The 13814-nt window shown below is 65.9% G+C and carries 15 protein-coding genes; 7 read left to right on the forward strand and 8 right to left on the reverse strand.

What is annotated here, in order from left to right; all coding sequences use genetic code 11:
- Nucleotides 1-122: 122 nt before the first annotated feature.
- Together CJZ82_RS01225 and CJZ82_RS01230 are read right to left on the reverse strand one after the other, a co-directional pair.
- Nucleotides 123-2864, reverse strand: coding sequence for a glucosidase (locus CJZ82_RS01225; protein WP_094553953.1), 2742 nt, complete (start codon nucleotides 2862-2864; stop codon nucleotides 123-125).
- A gap of 54 nt (nucleotides 2865-2918) precedes the next feature.
- Nucleotides 2919-3104, reverse strand: coding sequence for a hypothetical protein (locus CJZ82_RS01230; protein WP_143593496.1), 186 nt, complete (start codon nucleotides 3102-3104; stop codon nucleotides 2919-2921).
- A 66-nt stretch (nucleotides 3105-3170) separates the two neighbouring features.
- Between CJZ82_RS01230 and msrA the strand changes: the two genes are divergently transcribed.
- From msrA to CJZ82_RS01245, 3 genes are read left to right on the forward strand one after another with little or no spacing between them, the layout of a single operon-like run.
- Complete coding sequence (msrA, locus tag CJZ82_RS01235; protein ID WP_094553955.1) at nucleotides 3171-3812, forward strand: peptide-methionine (S)-S-oxide reductase MsrA; 642 nt, start codon at nucleotides 3171-3173, stop codon at nucleotides 3810-3812.
- A 1-nt stretch (nucleotide 3813) separates the two neighbouring features.
- Nucleotides 3814-4419, forward strand: coding sequence for a cytochrome b/b6 domain-containing protein (locus CJZ82_RS01240; RefSeq protein ID WP_094553956.1), 606 nt, complete (start codon nucleotides 3814-3816; stop codon nucleotides 4417-4419).
- On the forward strand, nucleotides 4416-5105 hold the full coding sequence (locus CJZ82_RS01245; RefSeq protein WP_094553957.1) for a molybdopterin-dependent oxidoreductase: 690 nt from the start codon (nucleotides 4416-4418) through the stop codon (nucleotides 5103-5105). The genes CJZ82_RS01240 and CJZ82_RS01245 overlap by 4 nt, the downstream gene beginning before the upstream one ends.
- A gap of 27 nt (nucleotides 5106-5132) precedes the next feature.
- Here the strand turns inward: CJZ82_RS01245 and CJZ82_RS01250 are convergent, their stop codons facing one another.
- The 6 genes from CJZ82_RS01250 to CJZ82_RS01275 form a co-directional block, all read right to left on the reverse strand.
- Nucleotides 5133-5882, reverse strand: coding sequence for a sulfite exporter TauE/SafE family protein (locus CJZ82_RS01250; protein ID WP_094553958.1), 750 nt, complete (start codon nucleotides 5880-5882; stop codon nucleotides 5133-5135).
- A gap of 6 nt (nucleotides 5883-5888) precedes the next feature.
- Nucleotides 5889-6413, reverse strand: a complete 525-nt coding sequence (gene moaB, locus CJZ82_RS01255) for a molybdenum cofactor biosynthesis protein B (RefSeq protein WP_094553959.1) — start codon at nucleotides 6411-6413, stop codon at nucleotides 5889-5891.
- A gap of 212 nt (nucleotides 6414-6625) precedes the next feature.
- Nucleotides 6626-7279, reverse strand: coding sequence for a thioredoxin family protein (locus CJZ82_RS01260; protein WP_094553960.1), 654 nt, complete (start codon nucleotides 7277-7279; stop codon nucleotides 6626-6628).
- Entirely contained in the window at nucleotides 7276-8124 is an 849-nt protein-coding gene (locus CJZ82_RS01265; RefSeq protein WP_094553961.1) for a hypothetical protein, read from the reverse strand. The genes CJZ82_RS01260 and CJZ82_RS01265 overlap by 4 nt, the downstream gene beginning before the upstream one ends.
- 51 nt (nucleotides 8125-8175) lie before the next feature.
- Nucleotides 8176-8886 carry a DUF4079 domain-containing protein gene (locus CJZ82_RS01270; protein ID WP_094553962.1) on the reverse strand — a complete coding sequence of 237 codons (711 nt, stop codon included), beginning with the start codon at nucleotides 8884-8886 and terminating at the stop codon, nucleotides 8176-8178.
- 3 nt (nucleotides 8887-8889) lie between these two features.
- On the reverse strand, nucleotides 8890-9363 hold the full coding sequence (locus CJZ82_RS01275) for a DM13 domain-containing protein (protein WP_233129953.1): 474 nt from the start codon (nucleotides 9361-9363) through the stop codon (nucleotides 8890-8892).
- Nucleotides 9364-9437: 74 nt separating this feature from the next.
- On the opposite strand from CJZ82_RS01275, the gene CJZ82_RS01280 reads away from it, so the two are divergent.
- From CJZ82_RS01280 to htpG, 4 genes are all read left to right on the forward strand, one after another.
- Nucleotides 9438-10421, forward strand: a complete 984-nt coding sequence (locus CJZ82_RS01280) for a DMT family transporter (RefSeq protein WP_158218463.1) — start codon at nucleotides 9438-9440, stop codon at nucleotides 10419-10421.
- An 82-nt stretch (nucleotides 10422-10503) separates the two neighbouring features.
- A complete protein-coding gene (locus CJZ82_RS01285; RefSeq protein WP_233129954.1) occupies nucleotides 10504-11028 on the forward strand; it encodes a sigma-70 family RNA polymerase sigma factor in 525 nt (174 codons plus the stop codon).
- Nucleotides 11025-11762 (forward strand): anti-sigma factor, encoded by a 738-nt coding sequence (locus CJZ82_RS01290; protein ID WP_094553965.1) that lies wholly within the window; start codon nucleotides 11025-11027, stop codon nucleotides 11760-11762. Before CJZ82_RS01285 ends, CJZ82_RS01290 begins: the two co-directional genes overlap by 4 nt.
- A 118-nt stretch (nucleotides 11763-11880) precedes the next feature.
- The gene (htpG, locus tag CJZ82_RS01295; protein WP_094553966.1) at nucleotides 11881-13776 is read left to right on the forward strand and encodes a molecular chaperone HtpG; all 1896 of its coding nucleotides are present in this window, start codon (nucleotides 11881-11883) and stop codon (nucleotides 13774-13776) included.
- Nucleotides 13777-13814: the final 38 nt, after the last annotated feature.

Consider the following 13814-nt stretch of genomic DNA (forward strand, 5'->3'; position numbering starts at 1 on the left):
GATCACGTCAGGCCGGTCCGAAGTGGGGCGATTCGTTCAGCCTGCTTCTGGTGAGTGCGGCAGGGCTCATCCAGGCCCACGACATGGCCAGACGAACTCTCTCCTCCCCAGGTGCAGGCGGCCTAACTGGGGGGCTGAGCAAGCCGGCCGGCCCGCTCCTGGATCAGCAGAGCGACCAGGCCGGTCCAGCCCGTCTGGTGGCTCGCCCCCAGACCGTTGCCGCTGTCGCCATGGAAATACTCGTGGAACAAATGCAAGGCCTGTCCGCCGGCATCGGTGAGGAAAGCGGCGGAGCCGCCGTAGGCCGGCACAGCACCGGCAGCGTCGGGCAGAAAAAGGGAGATCAACCGGTCGGTGATCAGGTCGGCAGCCTGCTGAAGGCTCATCCAGCGGCCGGAACCGGTGGGGCATTCCACCTGGAAGCCGTCACCGGCGTAGCGATGGAATTGGTGCAGGGCCTCGATCAGCAGGAGGTTGACCGGAAACCACACCGGGCCACGCCAGTTGGAATTGCCCCCGAACAGGCCGGAACGCGACTCCGCCGGCTCGTATCCGACCTGGTGCACGCGGCCTTCGAACGAAAAGACGTAGGGATGCTCGGCGTGGTGGCGGGAGAGGGAGCGGATGCCGTGGTCGCCGAGGAATTCGGCGGGATCGAAGAGGCGATCCAGGATGCGGCGGAAGCGATCCTGCGCCACGAAGCGGTGGGGGCTGAGGTAGGTGAGGGCGAGGAGGCGGCGGGCCTTCTGCCCCTGGGTCTCCATGCAGGCCACGTTGACCTTGAGATCAGGGCGGTGACGGATGAACCACTCCAGCCGCTCCTTGAAATTCGGGAGTCGATCAATGACATCGGGCTCCAGGATCGCTGTGGCAAAGAGGGGAATCAGCCCCACCATCGAGCGAATCTTCAGTGGCAGGCTGCTGCCATCCGGCAGTTGCAGCACGTCATAAAAGAAGCCGTCCCCATCGTCCCAGAGCCGGTGGCCACCAGTGCCGATGTGATTCATCGCCGCGGCGATGTAGAGAAAATGCTCGAAGAACTTCGTCGCCATGTCTTCGTAGACGGGATTCTCGAGCGCCAGCTCGAGAGAAATGGTGAGCATGTTGAGACAGAACATGCCCATCCAGCTGGTGCCATCGGCCTGCTCGATGAAGCCGCCGGTGGGTAGCGGCGCGCTGCGATCGAACACACCGATGTTGTCGAGCCCGAGGAAGCCGCCCTGGAAGATGTTGTTGCCCTCAGCATCCTTACGGTTCACCCACCAGGTGAAATTGAGCAGGAGCTTCTGGAACACCCGCTCGAGAAAAGGTCGATCGCCTGTGCCGGTGGCCTTTTTCTCCCTGCTGTAGACCTGCCACGTGGCCCAGGCGTGGACAGGCGGGTTGACATCGTCGAAGGCCCATTCGTAGGCGGGCAGCTGACCGTTGGGATGCATGTACCACTCGCGCGTCAGCAGATCGAGCTGGTACTTGGCGAAGCCGGGATCCACCAGGGCGATGGGCACGCAGTGGAAAGCCAGATCCCAGGCGGCGAACCAGGGGTACTCCCATTTGTCGGGCATGGACAGAACGTCATCCGCGTGGAAGTGCTGCCACTGGCGGTTGCGGCCGAGCCGGTGCCCCGGTGGTGGCGGCGTGGCCGGATCCCCCTCGAGCCAGTCGCGGATCACGTAGAGGTAGGTCTGCTTGCTCCAGAGCAGCCCGGCAAAGGCCTGGCGCTGCAGGTCGCGCAGGGGGGGCGGCAAAGAGGGTGGGAGCAGATCGGCGTAGAAAGCATCAGCCTCCTGCAGGCGTGCCAGGAAGACCCCATCGAATTCGTCGCCGAGAGGATCGCCAGGGAGCGGGCGATTCACCAGCCGCAACTTCAGCACCCGGGTTTCCCCCGCTGCCAGGGGCAAGACGTAATGCAGGGACGCTTTGGTCCCGATTCCTGTCGGATTCACCGCCCCACGGTCGCCCTCCACCACACACTTGTTGATGCCGTCCTTCACAAAGGGGCTGGGGTTCTCAGCGCCGAACAGTCGTCTGGCGTTGGTCTCGTTGTCGGTGACCAGCAGCTCGGGCTGTGCACCCATGGACCCATCGGGGGCAGCGTCGAACGCTTCGGCATGGAGCCAGAACTCCCCCATGGAGGGGTGACTCGCGAGCAGGCTGAGCCAGGGTGCGGCATCAGGAGCGGAGGCGGCGGCAAATGGCGCGTCAGGCTTAATTGAGGGCCGGGGTTCGTCGCCTCCCCAACTCCAGGTGTTGCGAAACCAGAGGGTGGGCAGCAGATGAAGGGTGTGGGGATCGGGGCCGCGGTTGGTGACGCTGAGGCGCATGAGGATGTCGTCCGGGGACTGCTTGGCGTATTCCACCTGCACGTCGCAGAAGCGATCGCCGGCGAAGATACCTGTGTCCAACAGCTCATATTCGGGGGCGTCGCGGCCCCGGCGGCCGTTCTCCGCGATCAGCTCCTCATAGGGAAAGCAGCCATTGGGGTAGCGGTACAACCCCTTCATATAGCTGTGGCTGGGGGTACTGTCGCGATAGAAATAGACTTCCTTTACGTCTTCTCCATGGTTGCCTTGGGGGCCGGTCAGACCGAAGAGTCTCTCCTTGAGGAAGGGGTCCAGGCCATTCCAGAGGGCGAAAGAGAAACAGAGCCGCTGGTGGTTATCGCATAGGCCCAGCAGGCCGTCCTCCCCCCAGCGGTAGGCCCGCGAGCGGGCCTGATCGAACGGGAAATGGTTCCAGGCCTCGCCATCGGCGCTGTAGTCCTCCCGCACCGTTCCCCACTGGCGATCGCTGAGGTAAGGGCCCCAGCGGCGCCAGCGGGCTTCATGGAGATCGTCGGCAGCCAGCCGCTGCCGTTCAGCCGACATGGTCTGGCACCGCCGGGCCCCGCAGACCCGAGCGCTTCAGATCGGCGGGGTTCATCAGGATCGTGTCGCGATGGGGCTTACCCCGTAAATCTTCGCCTCTTTGTACACGACTTCGCCGTGTTGGGAGTAGCTGCGAGCCGTGAACGGCACGCTGAACAGCGGGCCCTGCTCGCTGAATTCCCGCTTCGTTTCATCGATCGTGGCAATCGAGCCGTAACCCGGCGCGGTGCGGGCGATCACCGGCCAAGGATTCCCCATCCGATCGGGACGTTCACGGGTATTCCCTGCATCACCCACGAACCTGTCATGCGTTCGCGCCACCTCTCTCCGCTGTTGGCCCTCGGCCTGCTGCTGCTGGCACCGGCCCAGGCCACCGCAGAGCCAGCGGCGACCCGGTCGGCGACGCCGCCGGCAACCCTGCAGACCGCCGTGCTGGCGGGGGGCTGCTTCTGGGGAGTGGAGGGCGTGTTCGAGCACGTCAAGGGCGTGCGCGAGGTGGTCTCCGGCTACGCCGGAGGCAGCCGCTCGGAGGCCAGCTACGACACGGTCAGCAGCGGCCGCAGCGGCCATGCCGAGGCGGTCCGGATCCGCTTCGATCCCCGGCGGGTTTCCTACGGTCAGTTGCTGACGATCTATTTCAAGGTCGCCCACGACCCGACCCAGCTCAACCGCCAGGGTCCCGACCAGGGCCCCCAGTACCGCTCGGCGATCTTCACCGCCAACCCGGAGCAACGACGCACGGCCAAGGAAACGATCAGCCAGCTGAGTCGCGCTCGCCGCTTCCCGCAGCCGATCGTCACCCAGGTGGTGCCGCTGCAGGAGTTTTACCCCGCCGAGGACTACCACCAGAACTTCATGGCACGGAACCCGCTCCACCCTTACATCGTGTTCCACGACCAACCGAAACTGGCGCGGCTGCGGGCCCTGTACCCAACGATGGCGCTCTGAGATGGGCCACACCTCCGCCCGCCAGCCCCACCACCCGCTCTGGACCCGGGCCTCCCACGGTCTCAACCTGCTGGTGCTGATCGTGATGGCCGCCAGCGGCCTGCAGATCTACAACGCCAACCCCGTCTTCGGGGGCCGCGGAGGCGCCACGGTGCCGGAGCTGTTGACCCTCGGCGGCTGGCTGGCGGGGGGCCGCGACTGGCACTTCGGCTTCATGGGCCTCTATGCCCTCAACCTGGGCCTCTGGCTGGCCCTGCTGATCCAGCGGCGCCGCCGGCGCCTGGGGGAACTCGGTGATCTCACCGCCTTGAAGACCAGCGCCAGTGCCCCCCGGCGAAGGCTCTCGGCCCACCGCCTCGTCTACACCCTGATGCTGATCGTGCTGGCCTTCAGCCTGATCAGTGGTCTGGCGATGTACAAACCGGCCCAGTTCTGGTGGCTCACGAGCCTGTTCGCCTTCGCTGAACCGCTCGGGGTGAACAGCTGGCAGGCGCTGCGGGTGAGCCATCTGGCCACGATTCCAGCCATGGTCCTGCTGGTGGTGGCGCACATCGTTCTGAGCTGGCGTGTCGGTGGCCTGCGGCTGCTGCGGGCCATGGCCCTTTGAACCGGCGCCAGTTGCTGGGCCTGGGGCTTGGGGGCAGCTCGTCTCTCCTGCTGGGGGGCTGCGCCCTGAATGGCGTCAGCGCAGCGGTGGGCGACGCCAGCCAGCCACTCAACGAACGCCTCGAAGCCCTGCTCCAGGGCCAGGGGAAGGTGCCCGAATTCAGGCCCGATCAGGTGGAGCCCGCCGCGCTGCTGGTGAACAGCTTCAACGGTGTGCCTCGCCTCGATCCAGAGCGCTACCGCCTCCAGGTGAAGGGGCTGGTGGGCCGTCCCCTGAGCCTCGATCTTGGGACCCTCGCCGCCCTGCCCCAGCACACCTGCGTCATGCGCCATGTCTGCGTGGAGGGCTGGGCGGCGGTGGTGGCCTGGTCGGGGGTGCGGCTGGCGGATGTGCTGCGGCTGGCGCAGCTTTCGCCCCTGGGCGGCTACCTACTGATTGACTCCGCCGACAGCTACTTCGAGAGCTGGGATCTGGCCTCGGCCCTGCACCCCCAGACCCTCCTCGCCACCCACATGAACGGGGCGCCCTTGCCGGCAGCGAACGGCGCACCGGTGCGCCTGACCGCGCCGATCAAGCTGGGCTACAAGCAGAGCAAATGGGTCACCGGCCTGCGGGTGACGGCGCAGCTGGGGGAGCGGCGCGGCACCTGGGAAGACCAGGGCTACGAGTGGTTCGCCGGGCTCTGAAGCCGGGCCCCGCCCCGTTCGCCCCATTCACCCCACCAGGCCCAGCAGCTTGCCGCTGGCCAACACCAGCACCAGCGCCAGCAGACGACGGATCAAGAGGGGGCTGAAGCGCCGGCTGCCGCCGTAGGCCCCCAGGGCCCCAGCAAGGGCCACCGCCAGGGCCATCGGCCCCACCAGGGCAGGCGCAGGCAGCGCGGCGGGCCCTTTGGCGATCAACAACCCCATCAGTCCCGCCAGGGAATTGACCAGGATGAACGGTGCCGAGAGGGCCGCCGCCTGGCGGGGCGCCAGCCAGCCCCGCAGGATCACCAATGGCGTGAGGAAGATGCCGCCGCCCGTGCCGGTGAGGCCGGCCAGCAGGCCGAGCAGGCCGCCGGTGAGAGCGAGACCCAGCGGCCCCGGCACCGCCCCAGCGGACGGTTCCGGCGGCGCCGGCCGCAGCAGCCGCCAGGCGGAAAGAAGCAACACCAGGCCGATCAGCCTCTGGAGCAGGGGGCCCGGCAGGGCCACCATCCCCCCCACCAGGGCAGCCGGCACCGAAGCCAGCGCCAGGGGCAGGAACACGGCGCGGCGGAAGTGACCCGCGCCGATGAACTGCCAGCTGGCCAGGCCCGCCACCAGCACGTTGAGCACCAGCGCCAGGGGGCGGATCTCAGGGGCCGTGAATCCCGCCAGCGCCAGCACGGCGATGTAGCCGGAGGCGCCGGCATGGCCGACGCCGGCATAGAGAAAGGCCACGGCGGCCAGGGCCGCAAGCCACCAGGCGGACAGCTCCATGGCGGATCAGGCCGGCCGGTGCGGCGACTCCCGCAGCCGTGGCAGGAGCTGCACCAGGTTGCAGGGGGCGGTGGAGGCCTCCAGCTGGGCACCGATCAGCCGATCCCAGGCCGTTGTGACGGCATCGAGGGAACCGGGCAACACGAAGATCACCGTGCCGTTGGCCACACCGGCGAGGCAGCGGCTCTGCAGGCTGCTGGTGCCGATGGTCTCGAACGAAAGCACCCGGAACAGTTCACCGAACCCCTCGATCGTCTTGTCGAGCAGGGGCGCCACCGCCTCGGGGGTGCCGTCGCGGCCGGTCAGGCCGGTGCCGCCGGAGCTGATCACCACCTGCACGGCGGGATCGGCGATCCAACGGCTCAGCTCGGCGCGCACCCGGTAGCGATCATCGGGAACACGGCGGCGCTCCAACAGCTGATGGCCCGCCGCGCCCAGGCGCTGCTCCAGGGCATCACCGGAGGGATCCGCCAGCTCAGGATCGGCGCAACGACGATCGGAGATGGTGAGCAGGGCGATCGCAAGGCCCACGGAGACGGCACCGAATGGAAGCCTCGACCCTAGGCACGGGCGTCGGGCGGCTCCATGGGCGTCAGGTCGGAGGTGTCAGGCTCATCGAATCCGGCCCTCCCGCGAGGCCAGCCCCGTGGCGAGACCCACCCTGTGTTCCTCCCACGGGGGTTGAGGTGTCTCAGCCTTGGGGAGGGGATTTCCTGGGCTGTACATGGTCAACCCTCTGTCCCTCAGAGGCCCTTGGGCTGAATCAACCCGCCGGGACCATTGATAGAGCCGGCCTCCCGCAGCAGGCTCTGGATGATCCGCTCCGATCTGTCGTAGGAGCCTTCACCGAAATGGGTGGCACGGAGGCGCCCCTGGGCGTCGATGAAGTAGAAGGCGGGCCAGAAACTGTTGTGGAACGCCTTCCAGATCGCATCGTCGTTGTCGATCACCACCGGATAGCTCACCCCAAGCCGCTTGGAGGCCTCCCTCACGTTGGCGAGATCACGCTCGAAGGCGAATTCAGGCGTGTGAACCCCGATCACGACAAGGCCGTGATCCTTGTACTTCTGCGCCCAGGCCCGTACATGCGGGAGCGTCCGTATGCAGTTGATGCAGGAGTTCGTCCAGATGTCGATCAGCACCACCTTCCCCCAGAGCTGGTCGCGGCTCAGCGGTGGGGAATGGAGCCAGGTCGACCCCTTGGGGAAGGGAGGCAAGGTGCCCAGCACCGCCAGCAACCTGCCGGTGCTGGGCGGTTTCGGAACACCACCTACGGGCTGAACCAGCGACAGCAGAGCCCGCTCGAGCGGACCCGTGTCGGCGAACGCAAAGCGGGCCAGCGAGGCCTGCTCCAGCCCGAGGGCGATCACGCCCACGGCCACCAGCACCAGGGTCATGGGTAGGGATGGGTGCGATCGAGGGCGTCGAGGTCCACCTGGCGGCGCCCGGAGGCATCGAGGCTGACCAGATCAGCGAAGACCTCGCCGATGCGGATGTCGGTGAGGCGGTAAGCGTTGACCTGCAGCAGCGGGGCTCCGGTCACCGCATCGGTGCCCTCCACCTGCACCATGACGAGCCCGTTGGCAAGCTGCAGCCCATCAAGGCCGAGCCGCCGCAACGGGCTCTCCGGCGAAAGTCGGTGGCTGATCACCGCCGTGACGTGCAGCTGGGGGGTGTGGCCGTTCAGCACCGGCAGGGCCTCGACCCGCCGCTGGACCACCCCGGGTTCGATCTCCTCATCCCAGAAGAGGAACATCCCGTAGGACACCTTCAGCCAGTGGCTGGGATCGCGGGTGACGAAGCGGCAGCTGAGGTGCCCGCCGGACCAAGAGCTCAGGCAGAGGGCCCGGCTGAAGCGCAGCGGTGCGTCCACCCGAGTGAAGCGCAGAAAGAACAGGCCAGTCACCATCGCGTTGGTGAGCAGCCCCACCAGCCGCTCGAGGGCCGCAACGGCGAGGCCATAGCCCGATGTCAACTCGGCGGCGCGAAAGCTGGCGCTGAACAGGTTCTGCAGAGCGAAGACCAGGCTGGCTGGCAGGCCCATTGCCCCCATGCCCTTGAGGTGGCCGGCATCCAGCTGAAAAGCCAGGGTGAACATCACCAGTTCGGCCAGATACAGCCCGGTCATGGCCACAAAGAACAGAGGCCAGGGCATCCGCATCACCATCGACACCGGCTGACGCCAGAGCCGGTGCCAGGGGCTGTGCTGAACACCAAGGGACTGCCAATGGCGGCGGGTCATCGAATGGGCCGACGAACGGAAGGGCATGAATTCGGCGGTCGGGATGAACCCTTAAGGAGCGGGCGAAGGCGCGAGGGTTGGACAGCGCTGGGCCTGGAAATCACAGGCATAGACCGCCGGCTTCTGCCAGCTGAGCGGGATCTCGAGCAGATCCCGGGGCCCACTGATTCCCTGGGCCAGGAAGATCACGGCCGCCAGGGCATTGGCGCTGACGTGCAACCGCCTCCAGCGCAGATGCTTATGGATCTCCGGGCGGCAGGCCACCGAGAACAGCATCAGGCCCGTGAGGCCAACCCCGCCCCAGAAGTGCGACTGCCAGAAGACAGGATCGAGGGGGTTGTCGCTGAGGCGGAACACCTCCGGCTGCAGCCCCAGGCCGATCACCCCCGCCCAGCAGAGCAAGGCAAAGCTGGCCCGATAGGGGGGTTGCTTCACCCGCCAGAGGGCCGCCAGAGCGACCCCGGATCCGATCAGCACCATCACCATCAGCGCCAGCCGCGAGCTTCCCCCCTCAAAGGATGAGATGGGGTGCTTGGTGGCGATCACCACCGCCTCGGCCAGCAGCACGATCGCCACCACCGAACCCGCCAGCCACTTGCCGAGATCCGCATGATCACGGCCCACCGTGGGCGGGTGCTTGGCCTGGGTGAGGCGGCGGTCCCGTGTCTGCTGCGCCAGCCGCAGCACCATGCCCAGGAGGGGATAGACAAGCACCACCGCCAGGGCCGGGTGAAGCAGCCAAAGCCAGTCGACGGATTGCATGGCTCAGGGCTTCAGGGGGGCCCAGGCCATCGTGGCGTTGAATTTCTTGCACCAGATCAGCACCGAACCCTGCTTGCTCAGGTCGATCGAGGCGGGAATCACATAGCTCTGGGCACCCGAGGCGGATTTCAACGAGGCGAGGATCGTGTAAGAGCCGGCCTTGAGTGGGTAGCCAGGGGCCTTCGTGCTCGCCAGAGGTATGGCCGACGGGCTGAAGATCACCTTCAGGTCGGGAGCCATGTCGTTGGTCTTGAAGTCACTGCTGAGCACCAGCATCTGCTTACCGCCTTCCTTCTTGACCATGAAGCTGCCGCTGACGGGCGCCTCGGCCTTGCGGAAGCTGTGCTTAACCATGGCGCCAGCTGGAGCCATCATTTTGTCCTCTTTCATCATGCTCTGCGCATGAACGGGAACAGCGGAACCGCCGAGCTGGGCCAGGGCCAGGATGCCGATCAGGGTTGTCTTGAGAGCCGTCATCACAAATGCAGACAGAGTGGGGAAGCCAAGGCCATGAACCGAAGCGGCATGGTCCTCAGACTCTCCCTGTACCGATGAGCGCACCGATCGGATTGGTGCTGAGGGATCCAGGTTGGCGGCGAGGTCTTCCCCTCGGGCTGTACGTGCTGCTCAAGGGGCTTGACGCCACGGCGCTCAAGGCCCTGCAGACCTATGGCGCCGCCCACCCGGTGAACGGTGAAAACCCGATCAGCTTCTGCAACGTGTTTTTCGTGGCCCAGCTGGTGATCGGACTGGCCTCCCTGATCCCAGGCCGGGCCTCGATCCAGCCAGGGATAGCACTGCTGAACCGGGCGGATCGAAAACTGCTGTTCATCGATGCTGGCCTAGGGCTGTTTATCGGCCCGATCGCCTATTACTTCGCCCTCGAATCACTGTCGGTGATCAGCCAGACCCTCCTGTTCGCCCTGGTTCTGCCCATTTCAGCCCTGCTGGCCCGTCAGTTCCTGGCTGAAACCCTGCCGAGGGGCTTTTGGCTCAGTCTCAGCCTGATCGCCGTTGGGCTGTTGGTGCCAGGAGGAGCGATGGCGGCGGTGGGCGGGCACGGCGATCAGCTGAGCGGTTATGCCTGGGCCCTGACCGGGGTGCTGGCCTTCGGCTCCACAGCCGTGACTGGCCGAACCATCGCCACCCGGCATTGGCCGACCGTGGTCACGGTGGGGATCCCCTCAACGATCTCGGCGCTGCTGTTCGGAATCATCGCTCTGGTGCTCTTCGGCCCCGGACATTTCCACCTGCTCAACCTGCGCTGGGTCGTCGGCGTGATCCTGATCTACGGCCTGACCCTTTCCCTGGGAAGCACTGTGGCCCTGGGACTGGCCTACCGCCAGAACAATGTGGCGACCGTGTCGATCTGGGGCTCACTGACGATCGTGGTGGCGATCGCCAGCGCCTCCCTGATTCTTGAGGAGCCGCTTGGCATGGCCACCGTGGCGGGGGTGGCGTTCCTGCTGGCGGGAATCATGGTCAGCCACAGCTCCAACAGATCCGATCCGGTCCTTCGCCGGTACATCTCCTGACGATGCCGCAGCGACTGCCTGCATGGGAGTCCAACCATCCATGGCTGATTCGCCGATCCGGGCAGCGTTGGATCAGGCGCTGATGGCACACCAGCCTCCCCATCACAATCTGGCCGGCCTCTATGACGCCTGTTCAGGTCCGGTGTATCGCCTGGCCATGATGCTGTGCGGCTCCAGCCAGGAGGCGGAAGATCTCTGCCACGACGTCTTTCTGCGTTATTGGCAGCAGGACCGCTATGAGCCCTCCCGTGGACCGGTGCTGGCCTATCTGTTGCTGTTGACCCGCTCGATGGCGATCAACCGGATCAACCAGCGCAAAAACCGCTGGCAGCTGGTGCAACGCTGGTCGGAGCAGTTGTTTCCCAGGGCCGTGGCCAGTCCCCAGGCCAGCGCTGAGGCCGACGATCTGGCCGAAAGGGTTCGAGCGGCTCTCGCTGCGATTCCGACCAATCAACGCGAGGTGCTGGAGATGGCTTACTACGAAGGCCTGAGCCAGTCGGCCATCGCCGAGCGGTTGCAACAGCCCCTCGGCACCGTCAAGACCCGCTCCCGACAGGGCCTGATCCGCCTGCGGGAGCTGCTGATCGATTTCCGGAGCACCCCATGAACCCCCACGACAGCAACCCGGAGAGCTCAAGCGACGCCCTGCTGGCTGGCCATGCCCTCGGTGACCTGGATGCAGCCGAACGGGAGCAGCTCTCGTCATTGCTGCTTCGCAGGCCTGAGCTGCGCGATCGCCTCGGCGAATTCCAGACCACCCTGGAACTGCTCCCCCTGGCCTTGCCGGCGGCGACGCCACCGTTGCGCCTCCGCCACCGGCTGCTGGAGCAGCGGGAACGGCAACCCAGCCCCCCGGCCAGGCCCTTCGCCTGGGGGATCACAGCCCTGCTGGGCGTTGCCGTGATCGGCCTTGGCCTCGTGCAGCAGCAGACCAACCGGCAACTGGCCCAGCTTCAGAACCAACTCAGCAGCCAGGCTCAGGGTGAGATCCGCTCAGCCTGGCCAAGCAGCGCCACCGCGCCGAGGCGCCTGCCGCTGCAAACCACCACCGCCGGCCTCCCGACGAACGGGGAGGTGATGGTGACGGGCAACCCGACCCACAACGTGCTGATGTTGAACAATCTCCCGCCAGCCCCACCCCGACACTTCTATCGGCTTTGGGCCAGGGTCGATGGCGAGCTGGTTGGCTGCGTCGCCTTCGTGCCCACGGAGCAGGGCCATGTGGCGATGTTGATCCCACCGATGCCCACCAGCCTGGCCACCAGCGTGAGCGTGAGCCTGGAAACCGATCCGATCGGCCGTTCGCCCACCGGGCCGATGCTGCTGAGCAGCAGCCTCTGAAGCAAGCCTGGCTCAGGCCAGCACGCCCCGTGGTTCGGTCAACCCTCCTCCGGAGCCCTTGATCAGCTCCACAGCCTTTCACTAGGGTCGATAGGACAAGATTCATCCTTCATTTGCCATGACGGTGCTGGAACAAGGCCAGATTCAGATCCACACCGAAAACATTTTCCCAATCATCAAAAAGGCCGTCTATTCCGGCCATGAGGTGTTTCTGCGGGAGCTGGTCAGCAACGGTGTCGATGCGATCAGCAAGCGCCGCATGGCCGCTATGGCTGGCGACTGCAACGAGGGTGAGGAAGGCAAAATTCAGATCCGCATCGACAGGGAAGCGAAGACGCTCACCATCAGCGACAACGGCATCGGCATGACGGCCGATGAGGTGAAGCGCTACATCAACCAGGTGGCCTTCTCCAGTGCCGAGGAGTTTCTGGAGAAATACAAGCGCGAAGACGACGCAATCATCGGCCATTTCGGTCTTGGCTTCTATTCCAGCTTCATGGTGGCGGCCAAGGTGGAGCTGGTGAGCCTCAGTGCCCGCGCCGGGGCCGAAGCCGTGCTCTGGAGCTGTGACGGCTCCCCCAACTTCAGTCTGGAATCTGGTGAACGCGCCGAACCCGGCACCGATGTGATCCTGCACCTCCAGGAGGAGGAGCTGGAGTACATAGAGCCGGCCCGCATCCGCTCGCTGATCACCACCTACTGCGACTTCCTGCCGGTGGCCGTGCAGCTGGAGGGCGAAACGGTGAACAAGCGGGAGGCGCCCTGGCGCAAAAACCCGCGGGAGTTGAGCGACGACGATTACATCGCCCTTTACCGCTACCTCTACCCGTTCCAGGGCGATCCTCTGCTCTGGGTGCACCTCAACACCGACTACCCCTACACCCTGCAGGGAATCCTCTATTTCCCCAGGATCACCGGCCGGGCCGACTGGGAGAAAGGCGAGATCCGCCTCTACTGCAACCAGGTGTTCGTGAGCGACTCGATCAAGGAGGTGGTGCCCCGCTACCTGCTACCCCTGCGCGGCGTGATCGATTCCCCCGACATCCCCCTCAACGTGAGCCGCAGCGCGCTGCAGACGGATCGGCGTGTGCGTTCCATCGGCGGCTTCGTGGCCAAGAAGGTGGGGGACCGGCTCAAGGAGCTGCACCGCGATGAGCCCGCCCGCTATGCCGAGATCTGGGAAGGAATCGCCCCATTCATCAAGATCGGCGCCATGGAGGACGAGAAATTCGCCGATCAGGTGGCCGAGCTGATCCTGTTCGGCACCACCGCCGCCGCCGCGGATACCGACCCCATCGCCGCTGGCGACAAGGCCTACACCACTCTCACGGGTTACCGCAGCCGCCTCGGTGAGAAGGATCAGAAGCGCATCCTCTACTGCACCGATGAAGCGTCCCAGGCCGGTCCCCTGGCCCTCTGGCAGGGAGAGGGGTCGGAAGTGCTGCTGGCCGACACCCTGATCGACGCCCAGTTCATCCCCTGGCTGGAGGCCCGCCACGAGGAGCTCAGCTTCCGCAGGGTCGATGCCGAGCTTGATGACAGCCTGCGCGAGCAGGAGAGCGAGCTGGTGGATGCCGAGGGCAAGGACAGCTCCGAGCAGCTGCGGGAACTGTTCAAGACCGCCCTAGGCGATGAACGCATCACCATCCAGGTGCAGGCCCTGAAAGGGGAGAACGCCCCTGCGGCCCTGATCCTGTTGCCCGAGCAGATGCGTCGCCTCAACGACATGGGTGCCCTGATGGAGCAACGACTGCCGGGGCTGCCCGACCATCACGTGCTGCTGGTGAACCGCCGCCATCCGCTGGTGGAGGGGCTGCTCAAGCTCGCGGCCGGCTCGGTGATCACCGCCGCAGGTGGGGCGTCACCCAGTCAGCAGCTGGCCAGCGATCTCAGCCGCCATCTCCACGACATGGCCCGCCTCGCCGTGGGAGGACTGGAGCCCAACCAGCTGGCCGGCTTCCAGCAGCGCAGCGCTGAACTGATGGGCCGCCTGATGGAGCGGGGCCTCGTCTGATGCAGTCCGTTGTAGGGCCACCCCCTTTGTTAAGGTGG

Origin of the sequence: Synechococcus sp. 1G10 (assembly GCF_002252625.1) — a bacterium.
Classification (GTDB): domain Bacteria; phylum Cyanobacteriota; class Cyanobacteriia; order PCC-6307; family Cyanobiaceae; genus Regnicoccus_A.